This window comes from Mycobacteroides salmoniphilum, assembly GCF_004924335.1.
Taxonomy (GTDB): Bacteria; Actinomycetota; Actinomycetes; order Mycobacteriales; family Mycobacteriaceae; genus Mycobacterium; species Mycobacterium salmoniphilum.
Genome location: NZ_CP024633.1, coordinates 2962784 through 2987591 on the forward strand (window position 1 = coordinate 2962784; position 24808 = coordinate 2987591).

General features: G+C 63.3%; 23 protein-coding genes. 7 read left to right on the forward strand and 16 right to left on the reverse strand.

Annotated elements, in window-relative coordinates:
• Positions 1-315: 315 nt before the first annotated feature.
• The 3 genes from DSM43276_RS14710 to DSM43276_RS14720 are packed head-to-tail and all read left to right on the forward strand — an operon-like array spanning position 316 to position 4207.
• Complete coding sequence (locus tag DSM43276_RS14710; protein WP_078331391.1) at positions 316-747, forward strand: MmpS family transport accessory protein; 432 nt, start codon at positions 316-318, stop codon at positions 745-747.
• Positions 744-3572: an MMPL/RND family transporter gene (locus DSM43276_RS14715; protein ID WP_109556297.1), complete on the forward strand. Its 2829-nt coding sequence runs from the start codon at positions 744-746 to the stop codon at positions 3570-3572. Before DSM43276_RS14710 ends, DSM43276_RS14715 begins: the two co-directional genes overlap by 4 nt.
• A complete protein-coding gene (locus tag DSM43276_RS14720) occupies positions 3569-4207 on the forward strand; it encodes a TetR/AcrR family transcriptional regulator (protein WP_078331392.1) in 639 nt (212 codons plus the stop codon). The genes DSM43276_RS14715 and DSM43276_RS14720 overlap by 4 nt, the downstream gene beginning before the upstream one ends.
• Here the strand turns inward: DSM43276_RS14720 and DSM43276_RS14725 are convergent.
• Both DSM43276_RS14725 and DSM43276_RS14730 read right to left on the reverse strand, forming a co-directional pair.
• Complete coding sequence (locus DSM43276_RS14725; RefSeq protein WP_078331393.1) at positions 4187-6385, reverse strand: heavy metal translocating P-type ATPase; 2199 nt, start codon at positions 6383-6385, stop codon at positions 4187-4189. The genes DSM43276_RS14720 and DSM43276_RS14725 overlap by 21 nt on opposite strands.
• A gap of 7 nt (positions 6386-6392) precedes the next feature.
• Entirely contained in the window at positions 6393-6677 is a 285-nt protein-coding gene (locus tag DSM43276_RS14730) for a DUF1490 family protein (RefSeq protein WP_078287836.1), read from the reverse strand.
• A 1050-nt stretch (positions 6678-7727) separates the two neighbouring features.
• On the opposite strand from DSM43276_RS14730, the gene DSM43276_RS14740 reads away from it, so the two are divergent.
• From DSM43276_RS14740 to DSM43276_RS14750, 3 genes are all read left to right on the forward strand, one after another.
• A complete protein-coding gene (locus DSM43276_RS14740) occupies positions 7728-8474 on the forward strand; it encodes a VC0807 family protein (RefSeq protein ID WP_078331395.1) in 747 nt (248 codons plus the stop codon).
• A 352-nt stretch (positions 8475-8826) separates the two neighbouring features.
• On the forward strand, positions 8827-9531 hold the full coding sequence (locus tag DSM43276_RS14745; RefSeq protein ID WP_078331413.1) for a response regulator transcription factor: 705 nt from the start codon (positions 8827-8829) through the stop codon (positions 9529-9531).
• 1 nt (position 9532) lies between these two features.
• On the forward strand, positions 9533-11056 hold the full coding sequence (locus DSM43276_RS14750; RefSeq protein WP_078331396.1) for a sensor histidine kinase: 1524 nt from the start codon (positions 9533-9535) through the stop codon (positions 11054-11056).
• A gap of 245 nt (positions 11057-11301) precedes the next feature.
• Here the strand turns inward: DSM43276_RS14750 and DSM43276_RS14755 are convergent, their stop codons facing one another.
• From DSM43276_RS14755 to mqo, 9 genes are all read right to left on the reverse strand, one after another.
• Positions 11302-11595 (reverse strand): hypothetical protein, encoded by a 294-nt coding sequence (locus tag DSM43276_RS14755; protein WP_078331397.1) that lies wholly within the window; start codon positions 11593-11595, stop codon positions 11302-11304.
• Positions 11592-11891, reverse strand: a complete 300-nt coding sequence (locus tag DSM43276_RS14760; protein ID WP_078331415.1) for a hypothetical protein — start codon at positions 11889-11891, stop codon at positions 11592-11594. The genes DSM43276_RS14755 and DSM43276_RS14760 overlap by 4 nt, the downstream gene beginning before the upstream one ends.
• A 2-nt stretch (positions 11892-11893) precedes the next feature.
• A complete protein-coding gene (locus tag DSM43276_RS14765; protein WP_078331414.1) occupies positions 11894-12532 on the reverse strand; it encodes an MspA family porin in 639 nt (212 codons plus the stop codon).
• Positions 12533-12768: 236 nt separating this feature from the next.
• Positions 12769-13056, reverse strand: a complete 288-nt coding sequence (locus DSM43276_RS14770) for a hypothetical protein (protein WP_078331416.1) — start codon at positions 13054-13056, stop codon at positions 12769-12771.
• Positions 13057-13257: 201 nt separating this feature from the next.
• Positions 13258-14589: a cobyrinic acid a,c-diamide synthase CobB gene (locus tag DSM43276_RS14775; RefSeq protein ID WP_078331417.1), complete on the reverse strand. Its 1332-nt coding sequence runs from the start codon at positions 14587-14589 to the stop codon at positions 13258-13260.
• A gap of 38 nt (positions 14590-14627) precedes the next feature.
• Positions 14628-15242, reverse strand: coding sequence for a cob(I)yrinic acid a,c-diamide adenosyltransferase (gene cobO / locus DSM43276_RS14780; RefSeq protein WP_078311060.1), 615 nt, complete (start codon positions 15240-15242; stop codon positions 14628-14630).
• Between the two features lie 18 nt (positions 15243-15260).
• Positions 15261-17138, reverse strand: a complete 1878-nt coding sequence (locus DSM43276_RS14785) for a magnesium chelatase subunit D family protein (RefSeq protein WP_136629096.1) — start codon at positions 17136-17138, stop codon at positions 15261-15263.
• Positions 17135-17578, reverse strand: a complete 444-nt coding sequence (locus DSM43276_RS14790; protein ID WP_078331398.1) for a GNAT family N-acetyltransferase — start codon at positions 17576-17578, stop codon at positions 17135-17137. Before DSM43276_RS14790 ends, DSM43276_RS14785 begins: the two co-directional genes overlap by 4 nt.
• Complete coding sequence (gene mqo, locus DSM43276_RS14795; RefSeq protein ID WP_078331418.1) at positions 17575-19059, reverse strand: malate dehydrogenase (quinone); 1485 nt, start codon at positions 19057-19059, stop codon at positions 17575-17577. The genes DSM43276_RS14790 and mqo overlap by 4 nt, the downstream gene beginning before the upstream one ends.
• Positions 19060-19172: 113 nt before the next feature.
• On the opposite strand from mqo, the gene DSM43276_RS14800 reads away from it, so the two are divergent.
• Positions 19173-20159 (forward strand): alpha/beta hydrolase, encoded by a 987-nt coding sequence (locus DSM43276_RS14800; protein ID WP_078331399.1) that lies wholly within the window; start codon positions 19173-19175, stop codon positions 20157-20159.
• 1 nt (position 20160) lies between these two features.
• Here the strand turns inward: DSM43276_RS14800 and DSM43276_RS14805 are convergent, their stop codons facing one another.
• The 5 genes from DSM43276_RS14805 to DSM43276_RS14825 all read right to left on the reverse strand — a co-directional run bounded on the left by DSM43276_RS14805 (position 20161) and on the right by DSM43276_RS14825 (position 24721).
• Positions 20161-20787, reverse strand: a complete 627-nt coding sequence (locus DSM43276_RS14805; RefSeq protein ID WP_078331400.1) for an alpha/beta fold hydrolase — start codon at positions 20785-20787, stop codon at positions 20161-20163.
• Between the two features lie 109 nt (positions 20788-20896).
• On the reverse strand, positions 20897-21526 hold the full coding sequence (locus DSM43276_RS14810) for a hypothetical protein (protein ID WP_078331419.1): 630 nt from the start codon (positions 21524-21526) through the stop codon (positions 20897-20899).
• 54 nt (positions 21527-21580) lie between these two features.
• Entirely contained in the window at positions 21581-23092 is a 1512-nt protein-coding gene (locus tag DSM43276_RS14815) for a cobyric acid synthase (RefSeq protein WP_078331401.1), read from the reverse strand.
• Positions 23089-23949: a type I methionyl aminopeptidase gene (map, locus tag DSM43276_RS14820; RefSeq protein ID WP_078331402.1), complete on the reverse strand. Its 861-nt coding sequence runs from the start codon at positions 23947-23949 to the stop codon at positions 23089-23091. Before map ends, DSM43276_RS14815 begins: the two co-directional genes overlap by 4 nt.
• 31 nt (positions 23950-23980) lie before the next feature.
• Entirely contained in the window at positions 23981-24721 is a 741-nt protein-coding gene (locus tag DSM43276_RS14825; RefSeq protein WP_078331420.1) for a L,D-transpeptidase, read from the reverse strand.
• Positions 24722-24808 lie beyond the last annotated feature (87 nt).

The window sequence follows — 24808 nt, forward strand, 5'->3', positions numbered from 1 at the left end:
CATACTTATTCATTAGTTTTGTGACTGGTGAGGCGACCAGGCGCGCCAGGACCCCGGCGACAATCGCCTCGTGACGGGTGCGGCACCGCTCCCCTAGACGAGCCGCCGGGACTCGACAGATCACGGCGCCCCACGCAGCCCCATAGTTAGCTCGCTCGTGTCGCGCGCGGAGTCGAAGTGGGGTACCGTCCGGACCATCATGCGGAACTTCAGTTCCGTGTGGGGCAATGACGCCCATCTCGACCAGCTGCGGCAGTTCCAAGACGTAAGACCGTCAGTGCTGTGCCAATCATATTGAGCGCAAAGGGGTTTGGGATGCTTAGTGTGATAAGACGGATCTGGATGCCGCTGCTGATCGCCGTGATACTGGCAGTCGGCGGATTCGCGGTACTCCGGGTTCGCGGAATTTTCGGCTCGGACTCCTTCATCTCCTCTGCCGATAACAACGCGAAGGACGCCGTTCCGTACAACCCAAAGACACTCGTATACGAGGTATTTGGAGAACCCGGCGCCATGGCTGATGTGAACTATTTCAACGAGGATGCGCAGCCGACTCGCGTCGACGCCGTGCAGCTGCCATGGTCATTCAAGATCGTGTCGATCTTGCCGTCATTGAGCGGAAACATCGTCGCCCAAGGTGACGGCAACCGCATTGGCTGCCGAATCATCGTCAACGGCGAGGTCAAGGTGGAGCGAGTGTCCAACGAGCACAACGCCTACATCTACTGCCTGGTGAAGTCCGCATGAGGCACAGCGGCGGCGATCGCGCCGCGCGGCCTCCACGGATCGCGCGGGCTATCCGGGCCTTGTCCATCCCGATCATCCTGTTCTGGCTGGGCATCGCCATCATCCTCAATGTCGTCACGCCCTCCCTTGATGAAGTGGGCAAGGCACATTCGGTATCCATGTCCCCCAAGGACGCTCCCTCGATGATCGCGATGATGCACACGGGCAAGGTGTTCGGAGAGTTCGACTCCGACAGCTCCGTCATGATCGTGCTCGAGGGCAAGCAGGACCTGGCAGATGAGGCACACCGCTTCTACGACGAGATCATCAAGAAGCTGAAGGCCGATCCGACCCACGTGCAGCACATCTCCGACTACTGGGGAGACCCGCTCACCGCCTCCGGCGCCCAGAGTGCCGACGGGAAATCCGCCTACGTTCAGGTGAACCTGGCCGGTGACCAGGGCACAACCTTGGCGAACGAATCCGTCGATGCCGTCCGCAAGATCATCGCCGAGACGCCCGGCCCCGATGGTGTGCAGGCGTATGTCACCGGCGGAACAGCCGCGAGCGCCGACACGGGAACGGCCGGCAACAAGAGCATGCAGAAGACCACGCTCATCGCGGTAGGCGTCGTCGTCGTGATGCTGCTCTTCGTATACCGCTCGGTGATAACCATGTTTCTGGCGCTGGTGGTCGTCGGGGTGGAACTGATGGCGGGCCAGGGAGTGGTCGCGACATTGGGCAATCTCAATGTGATCGGGCTGTCGACCTACGCCGTCAGCATGGTCACGATGCTGGGCATCGCCGCAGGCACCGACTACGTGATCTTCCTGCTGGGCCGATATCACGAAGCACGCCAGTCCGGAGAAGACCGCGAGGAGGCCTTCTATACCGCGTATTCCGGTGTGTCACACGTGATCTTGGGATCTGGGTTGACCATCGTCGGCGCGACGCTGTGCCTGAGCTTGACGCGCCTGCCACTCTTCCGGTCCATGGGTGTGCCCTGTGCGCTGGTCATTTTCGTCATTGTCGCGGCGGCACTCACCCTGGCTCCCGCGGTGCTGGCGATCGGTAGCCGCTTCGGTCTGTTCGAGCCCAAACGCAAGCACGACGAGCGCAGCTGGCGGCGTATCGGCGCCGCGGTGGTGCGCTGGCCGGGGCCGATTCTCATTGTGACCATTGGGATTGCACTCATCGGGCTACTCACCCTGCCGGGATACACCCCGGGTTATGACGACCGTCAGTACATGCCGGACAACGTGCCCTCGAAAGTCGGCTATGCGGCTGCGGAACGGCACTTCTCCCCGGCCAGGATGAACCCCGAAATGCTGATGATCGAAGCGGATCACGACATGCGCAACCCCGCAGACATGTTGGTCATCGACAGAATCGCCAAGACGGCGTTCCATGCTCGTGGCGTGGGCCGAGTGCAGGCGATCACCCGGCCGCTCGGTACACCGATCGAACACAGCTCGATACCGTTCCAGATCGGCCTGCAGGGCGCCGGCCAGATCCAGAACATGAAATACATGAAGGACCGCATGGCCGACATGCTGACCATGGCCGATCAAATGGGAACCTTGATCGGCACCATGGAACGTGTGTACGACATGATGCGCGAGCTCACCGACATCATGCACGACATGACCGGCCAGATGAAGGTCATGCAAGGCAAGATGCACGACATGCGCGACCTGATGGCCACTTTCGACGACTTCTTCAGGCCGATTCGCAACTACTTCTACTGGGAAAAGCATTGCGCCGATATCCCGATCTGCTGGGCAAGCCGGACGGTGTTCGATGCACTCGACGGCGTGGACGCGATGGTCGAAGACATGGACGGCATGCTGGTGAACATGGACAAGGTCGATGTCCTGATGCCGCGCATGCTCGCCGAGTTTCCTCCCATGATCGCGATCATGAAGTCCATGCACGGCACGCTGCTGACTATGCACAGCACCATGTCCGGGATCATGAATCAGATGGATGAGAGCACCAAGAACTCCACCCTGATCGGCAAGTACTTCGACCAAGCCAAGAACGACGACTCGTTCTATCTGCCACCCGAGGTGTTCGAGAACGCCGACTTCAAACGCGGGTTGAAGATGTTCTTGTCCCCCGACGGGAAGGCCGTCCGGATGACCGTCTCCCATCAAGGGAATCCGGCCTCTGTGGAGGGAATCGCGACCGTCGGCAATATCAAAGAGGCAGTGGCGGATTCGATCAAGGGCACCCCGCTGGAGAACGCGAAGGTCTACTTGGGAGGAACCGCCGCCGCGAACAAGGACCTGCAGGAAGGAGCGAAGTACGACCTCATCCTCGCGGGCATCGCGTCACTGTGCCTGATCTTCATCATCATGCTGCTGGTCACCGGCAGCGTGGTCGCGGCTCTCGTCATTGTCGGCACGGTGGCGGTGTCACTGGGCGCATCCATCGGGGTGTCGGTGCTGATTTGGCAGGACCTGTTGGGCATGGACTTGCATTGGTTCGTGGTGCCGTTGTCGGTCATCATCCTTTTGGCCGTGGGCTCGGACTACAACCTGCTGCTCATCGCACGTTTCAAGGAGGAGCTGCATGGCGGGCTCAAGACCGGATTCATCCGGGCCATGGGTGGCAGTGGCAAGGTGGTGACCAACGCGGGCCTCGTGTTCGCATTCACCATGTGCGCCATGGTGGTCAGTGATCTGCGCATCGTGGGGCAGCTCGGCACGACGATCGGCCTCGGGCTGCTCTTCGACACACTGATCGTGCGGTCCTTCATGACCCCGGCCATCGCTGCATTGCTTGGCCGCTGGTTCTGGTGGCCGCTCAACCTCCGCAAATACACCACTGCGCGGACAACATGACGAAAAACACTGCGATTCAACGACAAAGAACACCCGGGCGACTGAACAGGTCGTTGGACCTCGCGATCCTGGAGGCGGCATTCATCGTGCTCGCCGAGCAGGGCTACGACGCGATGAGCATGGATGTGATCGCCGCTCGTGCCGGTGTGGGCAAGGCAGCCATCTACCGGCGTTGGTCTTCGAAGGCCGCACTCACCGCGGATGCGATCCTGCACGGGCGCCCATCACTCGGGAAGCTCGACGATGTTCCGGACACCGGGAGCTTGCGCGGCGACTTGCATGCTCTTTACGAGGCAAGGGATTTCGGTGACAACGACATCCTCACTGGCAACCTGCTGGCGGGGATCATCGCGGAGGCCGTCAACGACTCCACACTGGCGGCGGCGTTGGATGACCTGCTCCTGTCACAAACCCGGAAGCGGATGGAAGTCGTGTTCGCCCGCGCCATCCAGCGGGGCGAGATAGCCCGCGACCGCGACCTGTCGCTGGTCTACGACATACCGCTGGGCCTCAGCCTCACTGCCGCCCTCAAAAGAACGGTTATCGACGAGACGTACATGCGCCGCATGGTCGACGAGGTGATTCTGCCCCTGGTTCAGAGGCCCGTCAGTCCGTCAGGGCACTGCGGGAGCTGAATCCACCGACTGCTGCCGGTGTTGTGTCGACGAGAGCGAAGGTCGTCCGTCGAGTTCGTGGCCGATAAGGCGCGAGCTGTTGGTGACGACCGCGACCGAAGACGCGTTGTGCAGTATTGCCGCGAGAACCGGCGAGAGCGCACCTCCGGCGCCCACCACCAGCCCGATCGCATTGACCGCGATCGACATCGCGTAATTCTGTCGAATAACGGTCACGGCCCGGCCGCCCAGGCCCCGCACATCGAGCAGCTTACGCAGGTCATCACTGGACAGCGCCACGTCAGCTGTTTCCACCGCCACATCAGTTCCGTTGATTCCCATGGCAATTCCAATGTCTGCCGCCGCCAGCGCGGGCGCGTCATTGACGCCGTCACCGACCATCGCGACAACATGCCCTTCACTGCGCAGTTGACTCACGGTCTGGAGCTTGTCCTCGGGCAACACCTCGGCCTGCCACTCTTCGATTCCCAACTCCTCTGCCACGGCCCGTGCTGTCTCCGTGTGATCGCCGGTGAGCATGACCACCCGCTTGACACCCGATGACCGCAGTGCCGCCAGCACCTCGGCGGCCTCCGGGCGGATCTCGTCGCGCAGACTGATGAGTCCGACGAGTACGCCGTCCACTGCCAGTAGAAGCGGAGTCTCAGCGCGGCGCCGCAGCTTGGCCACCCACTCGTCGGCCTCCGGGGTCACCCGGACGCTCTCCTTGCTCAGCAGTGCCGGGCTGCCCAACAGCAGGGTGCGCCCGTCGGCACGAGTCCGCATCCCGAGGCCGACCAACACCTCACACTCCTCGTGCGGCGGGATGGCGATGTGGCGTTCCTCGGTTGAGCGGATGACCGCCTCCCCCAAGGGATGACGGGCGTGGATCTCGGAGCTCGCCGCGTACGCGAGCACTTGTTCCGGTTCCCAACCCTCTTTGAAGGCGACGATATTCGTGACCACCGGCCGTCCGATGGTCAACGTTCCGGTCTTGTCGAACACGAACGCGTCCACTCGGCCGGCCAATTCCAGATGCGAACCGCCCTTGACCAGGATTCCCCTGCGGGCCCCGTTACCGATGGCCGCGCTGATGGCAGTAGGGGTAGACAAGCCCACCGCACAGGGGCAGGCCACCAAAAGCATTGTCATCGCACGCCGCACATCCCGCGTCACCACGAGGGTGCCGAGCGACAGTAGGAACGAGGCCGGAACGAATCGTCGTGAGAAGTTCTCGCCGACAGTCTGAATCGGGGCGCGGTCACGCTGCGCCTGCTCCACCCGGGTGATGATCCGGCCGATGATCGTCTGCCCACCAACGGCCGCGGCACGCACGACGATGCGGCCGCGCATGACGACCGAACCCGCGTGTACCTGTCCCCCGGCCACGACGCTGACCGGCAGGGTTTCGCCCGTGATCGCCGACTGGTCGACGATGGCGTCACCGTCCATTATCTCGCCGTCGACGGGAATGGCCACCTGCTCGTGCACGACCACCTCGTCGCCGATCACCAGCGATGCCGTGGCGACCTGAACCTCGGTGCCATCGCGCAGACGGACCCATGAGGTGTCCTGGCTGCCCGACAGCAGATCGGCAATAGCGCGCCGGGTGCGACGGAGCGTGAGGTCCTGCAGATACTCGCCGATGTTGAGCAGCCACAACACGGTCAGTGCAACCACATTCTCGCGCAGCACCAGGCTGGCCACGGTGGCCGCCGACACCAACAGATCCGTGCCGGCCGATCTGCCGCTGCGTAGTGCGGCAAGTGCACCCCGCAGGAACGGGTAGCCACTGAAAATCGTTACTGCCGTTGCCAATACCCGACCTGTGGGCCCCAGCAGCGGCGGCCGACGCAGCGGATACCGGCGCACTCCCAGCACCACCAGGGCCGCACCGCCCACCGCCATGCGCAGCACGTCGCCGTTGCGCACATCGGATGAATGCGGTTCTCGGGTCAACGATTCCGGTAACGGGGCATCGAGGGCGCCGGCCAGTGCGGCGAGGATATCGTCGGCCGAGCCGCTGGCCTTCGAGTACCACACCACCACCGCGGCCGTGCGCGGGTATGCATGTACCGCACGGACTCCCTGCACATGCTGCAGCGTGTCCTCGATCAGCACGGCCCGCCGCACATCGCCGCTGAACTCACTCGCGACAGCACGTAAACGTCCGGCCGCGTCAGATACGACAGTGACCATGTGCGGCTCAGTGCTCGTGATCGTGACCGGCTTCTCCCACCACGGGCGGCGGGGCCTCTTCCCCAATGCGCTCGCGCGCCTCCGCCACGACATCTCCGATCGCCAACCGTGCGCGCTCGGCGCCCTCCTCGGCCTTACGTACACCTCGCAGACCCCAGGCGGTGACGACGACGCTGGCGTCGCGGACGGGAACCTTGGCCGCGGCCTTGCGCACGACTTCGTAGGCGGCGACTCCCACTGCACCGGTTGCCACCGTTGATGCGGCCTTCACTAACAGTCCGTGCCATACCATCAGCCAATCACCTTTCCGCTCAATGTATTTGAGTCGCGCTTCATCGCGCGCCGCGGCTCTTTGACAAAAGCTACTCTCGATCACGGCCCGAGGTGACCGGTTGAGTCATAATGATAACGGTTGTCATTATCGGCCAGTATGGCAGACGCTCGACCGATAGGCGCGCCGACGCAGTCACAACACGCTCCTACCGAGAAGACCAGCTACAGAGCAGAGGGCTCGCACGCGCGGGGCTCGTGTCCGCCAAGCCCACGGCACTCGGCATGTGCAACCCCGCTACCCACGGTGATGAACGTCGACACCTTGCGTCCAAGCCCCGGATCGGTTCACTGAATGGACAGATGCCGAAAATCGACACCGATTGGAACCCGGGTCATAGCCAACTCTGACTAACGGCATGGCTAATTCATAGCAGCGAGTCTCACTCTGGGAAGAGCGGCTTGGTCCGCATAGCAATGCGATTCGCGGTTCCCATGCGATTAGTCCCCACAAGGAGATATCTATGCAGATGGTTTCGAGCATATTCGGCACAGGCGCGGCAGCGCTGGGCGGGCTGGCGTTGGTAGTAGCAATGGCAGGGTATTCCGCACCAGCCGCCGCCGAAACACCGAGCACTCTGCGGCAGGGCGCCGCGCAGAGCGCACCTCTGCTTCCCTGCCCACCCGACTGTCGCGGCCCTGGTCCTGGCGGCCCCGGCCCTGGCCGTCCTGGTCCCGGCGGTCCTGGCCCCGGCCGCCCCGCCCCCTGCCCACCCGACTGCCGCGGCCCGGGGCGTTGAGGTAGCAATTGTCTGCGATGACAATCGACATTCGCATTCCAGCTAGTTTCAGCTAACCAAATGCGCCGGTGGTCGCGGGCCCCACGTCGCGACCGCCGGTGCTCCACCGAATTATGTTTGACAGCAACTCGATTCAGCGCTCAAGCTCTGAGCTGCGCGCAGAGAATTCAGCGAAAACCCCTCCATACCTCCACAATCCACCGAGGCATCGCGGTCTGCGCACTGTGGAAATGGCACTTCGGGAAAGTGACGGCCAAGTTTCATGTACAGCAATGCAGTCGGCAATCTCCGGCGAATCTATTCAATGCCAAGTGGCCGACACGATTCCCACCAGCATCCCCAGTTGCCGCACAAGCCATATCGCTCCGGCCGCCCTGGTGAGTAAACCGCCGGCCGGGACAACGAAGTCGCGCATTCGGCATGCCCTGGTCAGCGCCGGATTGGGACTGGGCACCTACTACGGCACGCGTCTGGCCGGAGCATCCGAACTCCACGCCCTCATCGCTGCCGCGGCGGTTTCCGCAGTGCGGGTTATCTATACGATCGCAAAGGATCGCCGCTTCGATCTTATCGCGGGTTTCATCATGCTTACGCATGGTGCGACGCTAATCGTCGCGCTATATACCGGATCGCCGGAGCTGGCCCAGCTCACTCGGGTGGCGCCATTGGCAGTGGCCGGACTGTTCTTCATCGCCAGTGGCTTGCTTGGTCGACCACTCACACAGATAGTCGTCGCGAAGATACTGCCTCTTTGGATCCAGCAACGTCTCGGTACACGAGAATGGGAACAGTCCGACCATACCGCTTACCGCCGTATGCACATCTGGCTGTGTCTGGCCGTCGGTGTGATCTATCTTGCCCAGGCACTACTCATGACGACCGTGATTCACAACAATTCAGCCGATGTCGCCCAGTTGGTTAACAAGGCAGTGAGCACGGTATCCGAATTTATCCGCCTTGCGTTCGCGATCGGCACGATCTGGTTGTTCAGACAGAGTCGACAAAAGACACCGACATAGCCGCTTGACTTGTCCTTATTCTGTTGAAGCGGCTTGATGGCCGTCAGATAGGGTCTGGCGATTCAGCCGTTCCGGCCGGCAGGGGATGAAGCAGCGCGCACACCAGGTGCAATTGTGCTGGAGCACAATATCATTCACGTCAGCATCTCCCACAGTGGTCGCTGCCACGACTGCCGCACCCAAGGCCGTGGAACAACCGCCGCAGCCATGCTCCAGGTCACCTCGGCCCGATAATCGACGCGTTTTCATAGCAGAGACATAGGTTCTACATGGGACGTGCGTGGTTCACGCTGCGATAATCGGCGAGATGACAGCAAGCGAGGCTCCCAAACATGGCGCCGGCCGCACCGTCATGTCTCGCGGAGGCGGCAGGGCGCTTAACGTCCTAGTTGTCGACGATGAACCTACGTTGGCCGAGCTAGTGTCCATGGCACTTCGCTACGAAGGTTGGGATACCAATGTCGCGCACGATGGTGCCACCGCGGTTAGCCTCGCGCGGCTGACACCGCCAGACGCCGTCGTACTAGATGTGATGTTGCCCGACACCTGCGGCATGGACGTGTTATCGCGTTTACGGGACGCCCATCCTCGTCTGCCCATTTTACTGCTGACAGCTAAAGACGCCGTTGAGGACCGCATCCTTGGCCTAAGCGCAGGGGCGGATGACTATGTGACAAAACCGTTTAGCCTGGAAGAGGTTGTGCTAGGGGTACGAGCGTTGCTGCGCCGGGCGGGCGCGACCACGGATGCCGACGAACCCCAAATCGCCGTGGGCGATCTTGTTCTCAATGAAAGCAGCCGTGAAGTCACGCGGGGCGGAAATCTCATCGCCTTGACGACAACGGAGTTTGAACTGCTGCGCTATCTGATGCAGAACGCCAAACGAGTCCTAAGCAAGCACCAGATCCTGGAGCGGGTGTGGCGCTACGACTTCGGTGGGCGGTCCAGCATCGTCGAACTGTATATTTCATATCTGCGCAAGAAGATTGATGTGAATCACGAGCCCATGATCCATACCGTACGGGGCGCGGGCTACGTCCTCCGTCCTGCATACTGATATGCCAGCGGCTCGCCTGCGGCAACCATTCCGGGCAATCCATGTACTGCGAGCGCCGCGAGTGTGGTCGTTGCGGACTCGGCTGCTATTTGCTCAAGTGGTATTGCTGGCGGTGATTTGCGCGCTGATCGGAGTCGGCACGTCGGCGGCACTGCATCGTTTTCTGCTCAATCAGCTTGACGGTGAAGTCGTCATCACGGGGCTGCGGTCGGCGGCGCTGTTCGAAGTCGGTCCGCCACCACTACCGCGCTCCATATCGCGGCCGGGCGAACCGGCACCGGTATCTCTCAACGTGCCGGGGCAGTCAACCGGAGTTCTCGGGGCGGTCATCGAAGACGGTCATGCACACGACGCCGTGGTCATCACCGCCGACGGGTCTCGAATGAAGCTCTCCGATGCTGTCAGTGCCCAATTGGCGACTGTCCCTGAAACCGGCATCGTCACAATGAAACTCGACGGGCTCGGCAGCTATCGGCTGGTCAATACTCCCACCCGTCACGAGGCACGGATTGTTGTTGGACAGCCCACTGCGGGCATTGACCGAATCCTGTTCGCGGTGGTGGCGATGTTCTGTGCGGTTGGCGCCATTGCGCTGATTGTCGGTGCGATCGCTAGTCTCCTCATCATCCGGCACCAATTGGGCCCGATATCGGAAGTCGCCGCTGCGGCCCGCGACGTTGCCGAACTCGACCTCGCGCGAGGCGATGTGAACCTGCCCAGGTCCATTGCAGAAGTCGATGCTGCCAATACCGGCACAGAAGTGGGCCAACTCAGTACCGCACTGAACCGGATGCTGCACCGCATCGCAGATGCGCTCGCAGCTCGGCAGGCTAGCGAAGCCCGGGTCCGCCAGTTTGTCGCCGACGCCAGCCATGAGCTGAGAACACCCCTCGCCGCGATCCGCGGATACGCTGAATTCGCGCGCCGCGAAGAGAACCGGGCTAGCGCTGAAATCGCCCACGCCATGGGCCGTGTTGATTCTGAAGCCAGGCGTATGAGCGTGCTCGTCGAAGACATGCTTCTCCTGGCCCGACTCGATGCGGGCCGCTCCCTAGAGCAGGAATCTGTCGATCTCTCCCGGCTGGCGATCGACGCTGTCAGCGATGCACATGTCTCAGCGCCAGAACATCATTGGTTACTTGACCTGCCCGAAGAGCCCATAGTCGTCACCGGCGATAACGCCAGACTGCACCAGGTCCTGCTCAACTTACTGTCCAACTGCCGGCTGCACACCCCAGCAGGGACCACCACGACCGTCACATTGCGCCCCGCCGTCAGCGGCGCCGCCCAATTGGACGTCATCGATAACGGCCCGGGAATTCCGCACGCCTTGCAGCCGGAAATATTCGAACGCTTCGCTCGCGGCGACACCTCACGCTCCCGCCGCGGCGGCAGTAGCGGTCTCGGGCTGGCAATCGCTGCCGCCATTGTCCATGCACATCACGGCACCATGACCGTAGTGAGCCGCCCAGGCCATACGGCCTTCACGATCACGCTGCCAGAAGCCCCACGCTCCCCGGCCTGAGCCGATCCCATCCGCACGATGCTTAGAACCCGAACACGTTCGGTGCAGCATTAATCCCTATTACCTAAACTCCCACGGCAACAAAGGGTTCAACGCAGCCCCGGGGCCACGCGGCGACGGTCACCGGGTTTGCGGTGTATCGGTTGAACGGCATAGTTGGTTCGAACCCACAACCCAGTTCGGGACCTCCGCAAACCCAAACCGAACAACCCCAACTAAGCGTCATCCATAGCAGCATCGTCGTGTCACGGGATCGCAGCTGAGCTGCCCAGCTTCCCGTCTCCGAACCCAGCGCTCGCCTTGACACCGCCGGATGCTCCGGCCCCGGCCACCCCACCGGATATCTGCGGCCCACGCGATCCCGACATCGAAACCGGCAGCCGGGTCCCACGCGACATGTTTAACGCAGGCAACTGCCCGGGGGCGTCAACCGGGCCGTAGGGAGCAGGATGAGGCGACGGCAGCTCCGCCGATGCAGGTACGGTGAGCACCACGGCGAGCCCGATCGAAACTATTGCGACACATAATGATCGAATCATGGGGCCGTTCCTTTCCTTGTCCCACGTGGGTCCTCCAACTGCCCGGACGTCATTCCGGCACCGATTCGAGCGGTAGATCCCGCGCCGAGCCCAGCCGTTATTTGGGTACCGCGCCGCGGCGGAGGCAATAGCCCAAAGGATGGTTGCGAGGGGAGCGCCGCATGATTATTGGGCGCTCCCCCGGGCACTGCTACCGGCACTGCGGGCATCGGTTTTATTGGCAGCGGGTCTGCGGCGGCCACCGGCGCACCGCACAAGGAACATATCAAGACCGTTGCGGCACAGAAGAATTTCATCATTAGATCTTGATCGGTTCGCCATAGATGGCGAATTCGGTGTGGCCGGCCTCGGTGGACACACGCAGCGAGGCGAAGGACCGGACGGTGACGTCCCCTCCGCAGGCATCCGCCTTCACATGGACGTTGTCCAGATCCAACGCTCCCGTATTGCCCCGCGACAGGACCATATTGCCCAGCGGAAGGTTCACAATGACGCCCGGTTGCACCACGGTTTGCACAAATCCGCTGACTCCAGCGCTGCCTCCAACGCCCAGCGTTTGCAGGGGAAGCACACCGACGTTCACTGACGGTGCGATACCTGCGGATCCGCCGAGCTGCAATCCCGACGACACATCGGACTGGCAGCCGAGCTGGTAGCCGATAAGGAAGAGGCTATCGGTAATGGGGTTGGTGCCACCGGTCGCGGTTGCCGTGCCCGAGAGTGTAATGAACGCCTCGCGTGAGTTCGTGGCCGCCGCCAGGTTGGGCACGGAGTTCACACGCTCGTTGTCCAACCGAATCTCCAGATGCCATCCATCCCGGGTAGTCCTCGAATATTGCTGCGGGGCCATATCTTTTGGCTCTGCGATGGCCGTGGCCGCATCTGTGAGCCCATACGCAGCCATAAAGAAGCCTGCGCTTATGAGACGGGCAATCACGAAATCCGCCATTCCATGCGCAGGCGGGATGCCACAAGGAGAGGAGAAGGAGACGCCAACACATCGCGGCGCACGTTCACAAACAACGAAGGTCTATAGACAGAGGCAGAAGTCGCCACAAGAACCGGTCCAATCAACAGATACGGAGCCACCCAGGCACGCCGATAACGGGCGCTGCACGGCTAGTGAAGGTTTGATACACGAAAGACGGCAGCAATTGCCGACTCAGCGGTCCCTCAGCGCCGATTGATCCCCAAATACAGAAGTCGTTGCCAGCCAGCATTATCCGGAGCATGTGAAAGTAACGCGCTACGCCGTGACATCAACAGAACCAGCAGTGCCGCGCCACCAAGCGCAAAGACCGACACGCTGAGCGGCAGCCAGACTGGCTGCACAGCGAGTCCGAGCCGAGCGCGGGCGACGGCCATGCCGTGCTGCACCGGTTCCCAATGATGAACCTCGACAGTGTCATACAACGATACCGGGGTCGCAGCATGTGCTAAATGCGAACTCTCGACAGGCAACAAGCAAGCGCCTCCGACGAACAAGCACAGAATTGCCAGCACGACCGCGGAGTACAGCCGGTACTTGGGCACCCCGCGACCTGACATGTCAACGATGGTACCAGGCAAATTTTCGCAACTGTGGGCTCAAGACTGGTTGTTCTCGAAAGAACCTCTGCCATAGTTATTCTGCTGCGCAACCAGATTGAGCAGTCTAGGCCGCTACGTCGTCGCCCGTGACACAAATCTGGCAACCGCCTGAGGATGCGCTGCCGGATGCGTATGCAGGTACGAGGCGTGGATGCGGCCCTCCCCCGCCACCACGCCCTCACGACGGACACCGTCGGAGGTGCCCCAGGCCCAGGCGCGATACCCAGCGTCATCGCGATAGTCGACCGTGGTGCGATGAAACTCGTGTCCGCTCAACCGTTCCCCCTCATCGAACAACGCAGAGCCGGTGATCGCCACGGCGTCCCGGTACCCGAGGGTGAGCGAATCGGTGAAGCGGGCATGCGCGTTAATCACCCCACACATCGGCGCGCCGTCGAGGTCGTGACACAGGTACGTGAGCCCCGCGCATTCGGCATGGATCGGTCCCGACATGTCACGAACCTGTTGGCGTAGTGATTCATTGGACGACAGGTCGGCGGTGAACTGTTCTGGAAATCCGCCGGGCAGTACCAAGGCAGCGGTCTCGTCGGGCAATGCGTCCCGGCGCGGGTCGAATTCGGCCACCACCGCACCCGCGGCGGCCAACAACTCGCGATGTTCGGCGTAGCCGAAGGTAAACGCCGAACCAGCCGCCAGCGCCACCACGGGCTCCCCGACCACCGGGGCGCCGATGGCGTCCGCCGGATCCCACGGGGGGGCCGTCACCTCACTGCGGGCGGCGGCGACAATCGCGGGTATGTCCACATGCGCGCCGACCAGCTGGGTCATCGCCTCGATCGCATCGAGTGCTGCCTGGCCATGCTCGATAGCCGTCACCAGTCCCAAATGTCTTGATGGGACCGATATCTCCTCGATACGAGGCAACGCCCCGAGCACGGAAAGTCCGGCACGGTCGGCTGCTGCCGTGAGGATCTCGCGGTGCCGCGCCGACCCGACCCGGTTCAGAATCACGCCGGCGATCCTGATCCCCTCCTCGGCGGCATGTACCACAAAACCATGCAGGAGCGCAGCCATGCTCTGGCTGTATCCCTTGGCGTCGACCACCAGCACCACCGGTGCCCCGAGCAAGGCTGCGATCTGGGCCGTGGAACCCTCCGCATCACCGATCCGGCCGTCGAAGAGCCCCATCACTCCTTCGATTACGGCGATATCGGCGCCGCGGCAGCCGTGCCCGAACAGGGGTCCGATCAGATCGCTGCCCACGAGCACGCTGTCGAGATTGCGGCCCGGCCTGCCGGTCACCAGGCTGTGATATCCGGGATCGATGTAATCCGGCCCTACCTTGAACGGCGCCACGCGGTGACCCGCACGCCGCAGCGCGCCCATCAAGCCCGTGGCCACCGTGGTCTTTCCGCTGCCCGACGCGGGCGCGGCGATCACGATCGCGGGAACGCTAACGGACACCACGCGCTACCGTCCGATCACCATTCGATACCGCGTTGGCCCTTGCGGCCCTGGTCCATCGGATGTTTGACCTTAGTCATCTCGGTCACCAAGTCGGCAGCGTCCAAAAGCTGCTGTGGCGCATCGCGTCCGGTGATCACGACATGCTGCATGCCGGGGCGATTCCGCAGCACCGAGACCACCTCGTCGACGTCGACCCACCCCCACTTGAGCGGGTAGGTGAATTCATCGAGCACATAGAAACCGTGTTCCTCCGCGGCCAGTCGCCGGGCAATCTCGGCCCAACCGGCGGCAGCATCGGCGGCGTGGTCGGTTTCGGTACCTGCCCGACGCGACCAGGACCAGCCCGACCCCATCTTGTGCCACTGCACCGAGCCGCCGATCCCGTGCTCATCATGCAGCTTGGCGAGCTCACCGAAGACCGATTCTTCCCCCACTCGCCACTTTGCACTCTTGACGAACTGGAACACCGCGACATCCGCACCGTGATGCCAGGCACGCAGTGCCATGCCAAAGGCGGCGGTGGACTTGCCTTTTCCCGCGCCGGTGTGCACCGCGAGCACCGGGGCATTACGACGCGCCTTCGTGGTGAGCCCGTCCTCTGGCACCACCAGCGGTTGTCCCTGTGGCATTGAGCCTCCTCCGCTATCTCACGCGGCGGTGGCACCGCGGACCACACCGGCAAGCCGGTCGGCATTAAGGTGGTCGAGCTGGATCACCGGTGCATCAAGCTGTTGAGCCAGCGTGACCGCCAGATCCATTCTCACGAAAGATGTCTCGCAATCGACCACCACGCAAGCGACCTGCTCGGCACGCAGCATTCCCGCAGCGCGACGAGTCCGCCCCAAGGGGTCAGGACCGCCGGTAGCGCGTCCGTCGGTGAGCACCACCACGAGGGCGCGGCGATGCGGATCACGGCCATGCTCGCGGGAGACGAGATCGCGTGCCGCCAAAAGCCCTTGTGCCAGCGGCGTTTTACCACCGGTATCGAACTGTTGCAGCTTGCGTCCCGCGATATGGGTAGAACTTGTCGGTGCCAATAGCATCGCCGCTTCCTGACCGCGGAAGGTGATAACCGCAACCTTGTCGCGTCGCTGATAAGCATCTCGCAGCAGCGACAAGGTGGCTCCGCTGACCGCCGACATCTTCTGGCGGGCCGCCATCGACCCCGAGGCGTCGACCACGAAAATCACCAGATTGCCTTCGCGCCCTTCCCTGATTGCCCACTGCACATCGGAGAGCACCGGTTTGGGTAGCCTGCCGGGTTCAGTCACCCGGCTCGCTGCGGACATCAGCGTGCCGATCACGTGCACCCCGAATCCCTCATCGGGGTGCGGCGCGATCACCTTGCCGGTGCGGTTGCGCGCCGCGGAACGTCGTCCCGGGGCGCCCATGCCAACACCCGGCACCCGGAACGTCTTGGCGCGAAAAGTCGCCGAGGGCGCCGGGCTGGGCCGAGACGGCGCCGGCGTAGACGCTGAATCCTTCTCCGAATCATCGGCTTTGGCTGGATCCGAAGAAGGCTCGGGTGCGCCACCACCGGGACCATCCGGATCGGGGTCTGGGTCATCCCCGCTGGGATCCTGATCCTGCGGCGGCGCGCTATCGCGCATCGCCTGGTCGAGCTGCTCCGGATCCAGGCCCGGCTCGTCGAACGGGTCTCGGCGCCGCCGGTGCGGCAGCGCCAACTCGGCGGCCACCCGGATATCGGGCTCGCCGACCACCTCGGCACCACGCCATGCCGCATGGGCGATCGCGGCGCGTGCCACCACCAGATCGGCGCGCATACCATCCACATCGAAGGTCGCGCACAGGGCCGCAATACGCTGTAACTCCGCGTCGGGCAAGGTGACCCGGGGTAACAACTGCCGGGCATCGGCAATCCGTTCCGCCAGCTCAGCCTCCTCAGAGGCGTAACGCGAGACAAACCCGGCGGGATCTGCCTCATAAGCAAGTCGCCTACGGATGACCTCGGCCCGTACCGGCACCTCCCGGGAAGCGTGTACATCCACCGCGAATCCGAAGCGGTCCAGCAGCTGTGGCCGCAGCTCCCCCTCCTCGGGATTCATCGTGCCGATCAGCACGAATCGCGCGTCGTAGGAATGGGATACACCGTCACGCTCGACATGCACGCGACCCATCGCGGCCGCATCGAGGATCACGTCGACCAGATGGTCGTGCAGCAGGTTGACCTCGTCCACGTACAGCACGCCGCCGTTGGCCCGCGCCAAAAGCCCCGGGGAAAAAGCATGTTCACCGTCGCGCAGCACCTTCTGCAGGTCGAGGGAACCAACGACCCGATCTTCGGTGGCGCCGATCGGGAGTTCCACCAGACGTGCGCCGTCGACGGAACCCAGTACGGAGGTCAGAGCACGCACCGCCGTCGACTTGGCAGTGCCCTTCTCTCCGCGGATGAGCACTCCCCCGATATCGGGGCGCACCGCCGAGAGCACGAGCGCCAACCGCAGCTGGTCGTGCCCGACGATCGCACTGAGCGGGTATCCGGGAACGCCTGTGGTGCTGGTCATTTCCCGGCCATCCAGGTCATGGGCACGTGCGGTATCCCGTCCTCGAGAAATTCGTCACCGGAGACCACGAATCCCAGCTTGCCATACATGTCCCTCAGGTGAGCCTGCGCATTCAGTCGACACCGCGCACCGCCGAGCTCGGCCAGCACGGCGCGGACCAATCGCGCCGCGTGCCCGCGGCCACGTTCACCCGCCGCCGTACATACCCGGCCGATCCAGAAACCCGAGCCCTGCGGATCCGTGAGCACCCGCAGACCACTGACAACATCGTCGTTCTCGTTCTTGATCCAAAAGTGCCGGGTCTCTGGCTCGAGATCGCGGCCGTCGAGATCTTGGTAGGCGCAGTTCTGATCGACGATGAACGCCTCGGCGCGTAACCGCAGTAGTCCGTAGAGCGTCGCGGTGTCCAGGTCAGCGGACCGGGACCACCCGGCGGTCACTGCTCCAGGCCGAGAACCTGTGTGCCCCAGTCCCATACCTCACCGAACAGTGTGGGCTCATCCGACAGACTGATACCCAGCGACGGGATCATTTCCTTGAGTTTGGGCATCCAGTTGGCGAACCGGTCAGGGAAGCACCGCTGCATGACGTCGAGCATGGCCGGCACCGCGGTGGACGCACCCGGCGAGGCGCCGAGCAGGCCGGCAATGCTGCCGTCGGCCGAATTGAGCACCATGGTGCCGAATTCGAGCGCACCACCCTTGCCCTTGGCCGGCCGAATGACCTGCACGCGCTGGCCGGCGGTGATCAGCTCCCAATCGGAACGCTGTGCCTTGGGCGCGAATTCGCGCAGCATGTCGATCCGGTCATCCGGAGTGAGACGCAGCTGGCTCAATAGGAAAGTCGCGAGCTTGAACTCGGTGAGACCAACGCCGACCATCGATGCAAGGTTGTTGGGCTTCACCGACGCGGGCAGGTCGGTGACCTTGCCCATCTTGAGGAATTTGGGCGACCATCCGGCGAACGGCCCGAACAACAGCCATTCCTTTCCGTTGATCACCCGGGTGTCCAAGTGCGGCGCCGACATCGGCGGTGCACCGAGTGGCGGGAAGCCGTAGACCTTGGCCTTGTGGCCCTCGGTGAGGTCGATGTTGTTGGTGCGCAGGAAGGCGCCGCTCACCGGGAACCCGCCGAAGCCCTTGGCTTCCGGGATTCCGGCCTTCTGCAGCAGACCCAGTGCCCCGCCACCGGCGCCGACGAACACAAACTTGGCTTTGAGCTTGCGCTTCTCGCCCGTGCGTCCGTTGACCAGCTTGAGGATCCATCCGCCGTCGCTTTCACGGCTGATGTTGCGGACCTCGGTGCCGAAGATCGCGCTGGTGCCGCTGCGAACGCCGAAGCCGACCAACTGCTTTGACAGCTCACCGAAGTCGACGTCGGTACCGTCCTGGCTCCAGTTCAACCCCACCGGATCGGAGAAGTCGCGTCCGGCCGCCATCAACGGCAGGCGACGCGCGAACTCATCGTCGTCGTTGATGAACTCCATCTTCGCGAACAGCGGGTTACCGGCCAGGGCATCGTGGCGCTTGCGCAGATACTCAACCTTGTCGGCTCCGTGCACGTAGCTCACATGTGGGATGGGGTTGAGGAACCCGCGGACGTCGGGCAGCACACCGTTCTCCACGGCGTACGCCCAGAACTGGCGCGATACCTGGAACTGCTCGTTGACCGTGACGGCCTTGGTGATGTCAATCGAGCCGTCAGCCTTCTGCGGCGTGTAGTTGAGCTCGCAGAGTGCCGAGTGACCGGTACCCGCGTTGTTCCACGGGTCGCTGCTTTCGCTCGCGGCCGCATCGAGGCGTTCGATCAAGGTGATCGACAGGTCCGGTTCGACCAATCGCAGCAAGGCGCTGAGCGTCGCGCTCATGATCCCTGACCCAATCAGGGCAACGTCTGTCTGCTCCACCTGCGCTTTTGACACCGGTTCACTGTCCTTTTCGAATCTGATGTAGTGGCAACGCTTCGCCACTACTGGGAAGTACACACAGGTTATCGCGCGGGTAATTCAGTCATTCCTTCAACTAGGCTAAGCCAGTGACATGGGAATCCGATGTCCTCGATGGCTACCTTCGTCAGACCATTGAACTGGGCATTGACCCTGACGGCGAAGGTGTAATTACCGCCACACTGGTGCGCCCTGAAATTCAGCCGGAGACCGGACGCGCGGTGCTCATGGTGCACGGATATACCGACTACTTCTTCCACACCGAGCTTGCCGAACATTTCCTGGCCCGCGGCTATCGCTTCTTCGCGCTCGACTTGCGCAAATGCGGGCGTTCCCGGCGCGTTCACCAGACGCCGCACTACATCAGCGATCTGTCGCTCTACGACGCCGAACTCAACGCCGCGGTGAACATCATCACCGGGGAGGCCAGCGGGCAGAACACGGCCGCATCGCTGCTCATCTACGGACACTCCGCCGGCGGTCTGATCGTCTCGCTGTGGCTCAACCGCCTACGGGTGGCGGACGGCCTGGGCAATATCGCGGGACTCATCCTCAACAGCCCCTGGCTGGATCTTCAGGGCCGACCCTTTCTCCGCAGCGGCGGCACCACCGCGGCCGTCAAGGCGATTTCGCGATTCCGCGCCAAACAAGCGATTCCGCTACCGCACGAGGGCGCCTACGGTGCAAGCCTGCACAAGGACTTCCACGGAGAGTTCGACTACAACCTGGAGTGGAAGCCGGTCGGCGGGTTCCCGGTGCGGTTCGGGTGGATCAGTGCCATCCGGCATGGACATGCCGAGTTACACCGCGGCCTGGATGTCGGCGCGCCCAACCTGATCCTGCGCTCGGATCGCAGCCTCCCCGGAGACGTCGACCCCGCGGCGGCGCTACACGGCGATGCGGTCCTGGATGTTCAGCAGATTGCGCGCTGGGCGGGGTGCATCGGCAACTATCAACGCATCATCCCGATCCCCGATGCCAAACACGATGTGTTCCTGTCGGTGACGGAGCCACGCGAACGGGCGTACCAGGAACTGAATTCCTGGCTGGACTGGTACGAGGCGGGCGGCAGCTAACTCACCATGAGCTGCTGCGCAGCACCACCTCGGCGGCCAGCTCCGGGGTGAGGTCGCGAGTCGCCGACCGACGTCCCATCAGTTCGACAATCCGGTAGTCGCCGTACACGAAGCGCTGGCTGGCACGGGCGATGGCCCGGGTGGCATCCGAGGTCACCAATACCGTGGTGTTGATCTCCACCGGCGGGCAGTGCTTGTCGCGGATCAGCCCGGCACGGTCGGCCACGCGCGGGTGTCCACGGTCGATCGCCACCAGTCCGATAAACCTGTCAAGTTTGCTGGCTGCCAGATCCCAGGCCAGCTCACCGCCAGCACGGTCCCCCACCAAGAGCGCCACCTTGACGCCGATGTCGTCGAGCACTCCGGTGATGGCCTTGGCATGGAGATGCGGATCGTGTCCGATCACCGCGGTCCGTAGCCCCGCGGTGTGCAGCCGCTCGCACACCGAGCGATAACTGAGCGCGAAGTGCCCGGCCGCGGCCAGCATGACGACGGTGGTTCCCTTATCGGGCCCCGACACATTGACCTGCACCGTTCGGCCGTCAATCGTGACGACCTGATGCAACTCACCGTCGCGCGCAGGCAGGGGCCCCGGGCGCGGGCGGCGAAGCTCAGGCGTCGGACTCATGGATGAGCCGCTTGCGCGAAGACCTTGGGCATGGGCGCACGGTACCTGAGTACGGCCGATCCGGTTGGGCTTTTAACCAGCCCTTTCAGGAAACTTTCGCCCGGACCCGTTACGTGCGTTCGATCTTGTCGACCTGTTTCGCCACGATATCCAGGAATGTCTGGGGCATGGTGGCCGTGGCCTTGACCGACGGATCACGCAGGTCGAAGGATGTCGCCACCATGGCCACCCCCTGGACATTCGCGAACGCCATGTACCGGGACGTGCTGCCCTTGGGCATGATCATTGTTTGCTTGTAGGTGAGGACGCCGACCGGCCCGCCCTGTACCGGCTCGGTGACCATCCGCGTTCCGGGCGAATTCTTGTCGAAGAACACCTCGTATGTCGCGCAGCGGGTCGCGACGTCCTTGACGTTGGCCAGGTCGATGGTGTCGCGCAACAGGCTGACGATGATGTTCGCACCGTTGAACCGGGCGATGTACCGCGCGGTGTTCTCGGGACCCGCTCGTCCCGCGTTGGCCAACCGGGGCGACAAGCCGTCCGCGCACCCCTGCGGATTCGAGGGCATCGCACCGACGACCCGCTGGTTGTTGACGGTCACCGGACCCAGATCGGCGACAACCCTGTCGTACTTGGCGCCCTGCGGCAACTCATCGGCGGTGAGCAACGATTGCGCGATGCGCGCCCCCGGCCACGTGGCAGTACCCGGCACCGTCTGGGTGCACGCCGCAAGCGCCAGTGCGGATGCTGCGATAGCTGTGATGTTCCTGAGGGCCCGACGCACCCGCACAGGCTATTCGACCCGCGCCGCAATTACCGGGTATGACGGGCCAGAATGCGGCCGACCGGATTCTTCCCACACGGCCTGCAGGGCATCGACGTCGACATGGGTGTCGATGAGATCGGCCAGTCTGTCCAGTTGAGCCGCACGGCAGTCTCCGACATTGGTGCCGGTAGCGACGATGAATCCCGAACGTCCAGCCGCGGCCGCCGCCTCGGTGAGCCATGCGCGCCGGAACTCGTCGTTGTCCAGTACCCCATGCCAATGGGTGCCCCGGACCGCGCCCTCGGCGGCACCCTCGTGGTAGTCGGTGAGCCACGGCGCCACTGCCGAGCGGGTAACGGTGCCATGGTGAATCTCGTATCCGGTCAGGCCCGGTGGCTGCCAGCGGCGCAGAGTCTTGATCGGTTCGAACGCGATATCGACATCGAGCAGGCCCAGCCCCTCGACGGTTCCGGCCCCGGACTCGACGCGATCCTCGATTGTGGTGGCCAGCATCTGGAATCCGCCACAAATACCCAGCACCGGCGACCCCGAACGGGCGTGTGCGACAACCGCATCGGCAATGCCGTTGCTCCGCATCCAGGCAAGATCGGCGACAGTGGCCTTAGTGCCCGGGACCACCACCACATCGGCGTCGGCGATATCAGCGGGATGCGCCGCCCACCGGACTATCACTCCCGGCTCGCAGGCGATGGCCTCGATATCGGTCGAATTCGAGATTCGGGGCAGGCGCACCGCGGCCACCCGGAGCCATTCCCGCCCGACCGGCGTGGCCGGGCGCCCCACCTGAGCCGAGGCCACTACAGACACTGAATCCTCTGCATCGAGCCATAATTGGTCGTCGTAGGGCAGCACACCGTAGGTGGTTCTGCCGGTCAGTACGGCGAGCTGCTCCAGCCCCGGCTCCAACAGCGTGGGATCACCGCGGAACTTGTTGACGATGAATCCGGCGACGAGTCGTTGATCCGCGGGCTCGAGCACGGCCACCGACCCGAACAGGTGCGCCAGCACACCACCTCGGTCGATATCACCGACCAGCACCACCGGCAGACCCGCAGTCTGTGCCAGACCCATGTTGGCGATGTCGGTGGCTCGTAGGTTGATCTCGGCGACCGAGCCGGCGCCCTCGCAGATCACGACGTCGAATTCCGCACGCAGCGCGCGCAACTCCTCGGCGACCACCTGCCGCAATTCCTCGCGATGCTCGATATAGGAACGAGCACTGACGTTTCCTGTGGCCTGCCCGCGTACCACCAGCTGTGAGGTGCGGTCGCTGCCGGGCTTGAGGAGTACCGGATTGAACCGGACCGATGGTTCCAGCCCGCACGCGCGGGCCTGCAATGCCTGCGCGCGACCGATCTCTCCGCCGTCCATCGTCACCACGGAGTTGTTGGACATGTTCTGCGCCTTGAACGGCGCGACGCGAATCCCCTTGCGAGCCAGTAACCGGCACAGACCGGTAACAACCAGACTCTTACCGGCGTCGGAGCTGACGCCCCCCACCAGCAGCGCCCCGGTCATGGCACGGTCAGGATCTCTACTCCGTCGTCGGTGACCACCATGGTGTGCTCGAACTGCGCGGTCCATTGCTTGTCGGTGGTCGCCACTGTCCAGGTGTCATCCCAGATCTCGTAGTCCAGCGATCCGAGGTTGATCATCGGCTCGATGGTGAAGGTCATGCCCGGCTCGATGACGATGTCCAGGTTGGGGTCGTCATAATGCGGCACGATGAGCCCGTTGTGGAACGTCGGGCCCACGCCGTGTCCGGTGAAGGAGCGAACCACGTTGTAACCGAACCGCTTTGCGTAGGCCTCGATCACCCGGCCAACGACACTCAGGGCCCGGCCCGGCTTGACGGCATTGATGGCCCGCATCGTGGCCTCCCGGGTTCGCTCCACCAGGAGTCGGTGTTCCTCGGAGACATCCCCGGCCAGGAACGTGGCGTTGGTATCGCCGTGCACACCGTCGATATAGGCGGTGACATCGATGTTGACGATGTCTCCGTCCTCGATCACGGTCGAATCCGGTATCCCATGGCAGATGATCTCGTTGAGCGATGTGCAGCACGACTTGGGAAATCCCTTGTACCCCAGCGTCGACGGGTAGGCACCCTGGGAAACCATGTAATCGTGCGCAATTCGGTCCAGTTCGTCGGTGGTGACGCCGGGCGCGACGGCCTCACCGGCGAGCGCCAGTGCCCGCGCCGCGATCCTGCCCGCGACGCGCATCTTCTCGATCACCTCGGGTGTCTGGACATACGGCTCCCCGATGGCTTCCGCGACCTTGGACTTGCCCACGTACTCGGGGCGGCCGATCGACACGGGAACCTGGCGCTCGGGGGACAGTGTTCCCGGACGCAGTGCGGCACGAACAGTCATGAAGGCAGCGTAGCCGGGCCCGTCGAGACCACTATCCGTTGATGACGATGGGGTCGCCGATGCCGACGGTGTTGTAGTACCAGGCCGCGTTGTCGGGGCTCAGGTTGATGCACCCATGGCTGACGTTGGAATTACCCTGCGCTCCCGTCGACCACGGGGCGCTGTGCACGTAGACGCCACCCCAGGTGACCCGGACCGCGTAGTAGACGGTCAGCTTGTATCCCTCTGGATCGTTCAGCGGAATGCCGATGGTCCGGGAATCCATGACCACAGGACTCTGCTTCTCCAAGGCGGTAAACGAGCCGATCGGCGTGGGGTGTTTGGGCTTTCCCATCGATGCGGGCATCTCGCGCATAACCGTGCCGTCGATCTTGACCGTAAAGGTATGGGCGCTGATGCTGGCGATGCCCAGCACCTCCGAGCCGGTCTGGAACTTGTACTTCATGCCACTGACACCGTTCACGGACACGGCGATGGTGGAGTGCGCGGGCCAGTATTCGCTGGGGGTGAAACGGACCGTCGCATCGTCGACCCAGCTGAACACCCCTGCGGGAACCTTCGACGCGGAGAAATTGATGGTTCGCTCGGCCGATGGCCGATCGGTGACAGGGGAAGCGAAATGAATCGTCACGGGCATGGCCACCCCGACCGTCTGCCCCGGCGTGGGCGAGACGGACGCCACCCCGCTGGAGGAGGCGGCCGCTGCGTGGCCGAGGGTCGCTGGTGCGGTGATGGCCATGTTCATCAGGAGGCCGGCGAGCCCGGTCACCACAAGCACACTCCGAAATGCTCTGCGCAAGCTCTCGATCCTCCCTGGATGCTGTTTTACTACATGGTAGTTCGTAATCTTCTGGCCGAA

Excerpts from the sequence above, each read along its gene's own strand:
- map (WP_078331402.1), bottom strand. The coding sequence starts at position 23,949 with ATGACTGTTCGTGCCGCACTGCGTCCGGGAACACTGTCCCCCGAGCGC.
- DSM43276_RS14755 (WP_078331397.1), bottom strand. The coding sequence starts at position 11,595 with ATGATTCGATCATTATGTGTCGCAATAGTTTCGATCGGGCTCGCCGTG.
- DSM43276_RS14725 (WP_078331393.1), bottom strand. The coding sequence starts at position 6,385 with ATGGTCACTGTCGTATCTGACGCGGCCGGACGTTTACGTGCTGTCGCG.
- DSM43276_RS14710 (WP_078331391.1), top strand. The coding sequence starts at position 316 with ATGCTTAGTGTGATAAGACGGATCTGGATGCCGCTGCTGATCGCCGTG.
- DSM43276_RS14815 (WP_078331401.1), bottom strand. The coding sequence starts at position 23,092 with ATGACCGGGGCGCTGCTGGTGGGGGGCGTCAGCTCCGACGCCGGTAAG.
- DSM43276_RS14805 (WP_078331400.1), bottom strand. The coding sequence starts at position 20,787 with ATGAGTCCGACGCCTGAGCTTCGCCGCCCGCGCCCGGGGCCCCTGCCT.
- DSM43276_RS14760 (WP_078331415.1), bottom strand. The coding sequence starts at position 11,891 with ATGAAATTCTTCTGTGCCGCAACGGTCTTGATATGTTCCTTGTGCGGT.
- DSM43276_RS14745 (WP_078331413.1), top strand. The coding sequence starts at position 8,827 with ATGTCTCGCGGAGGCGGCAGGGCGCTTAACGTCCTAGTTGTCGACGAT.
- DSM43276_RS14740 (WP_078331395.1), top strand. The coding sequence starts at position 7,728 with ATGCAGTCGGCAATCTCCGGCGAATCTATTCAATGCCAAGTGGCCGAC.
- DSM43276_RS14750 (WP_078331396.1), top strand. The coding sequence starts at position 9,533 with ATGCCAGCGGCTCGCCTGCGGCAACCATTCCGGGCAATCCATGTACTG.
- DSM43276_RS14785 (WP_136629096.1), bottom strand. The coding sequence starts at position 17,138 with ATGACCAGCACCACAGGCGTTCCCGGATACCCGCTCAGTGCGATCGTC.
- DSM43276_RS14715 (WP_109556297.1), top strand. The coding sequence starts at position 744 with ATGAGGCACAGCGGCGGCGATCGCGCCGCGCGGCCTCCACGGATCGCG.
- DSM43276_RS14720 (WP_078331392.1), top strand. The coding sequence starts at position 3,569 with ATGACGAAAAACACTGCGATTCAACGACAAAGAACACCCGGGCGACTG.
- cobO (WP_078311060.1), bottom strand. The coding sequence starts at position 15,242 with ATGCCACAGGGACAACCGCTGGTGGTGCCAGAGGACGGGCTCACCACG.
- DSM43276_RS14730 (WP_078287836.1), bottom strand. The coding sequence starts at position 6,677 with ATGGTATGGCACGGACTGTTAGTGAAGGCCGCATCAACGGTGGCAACC.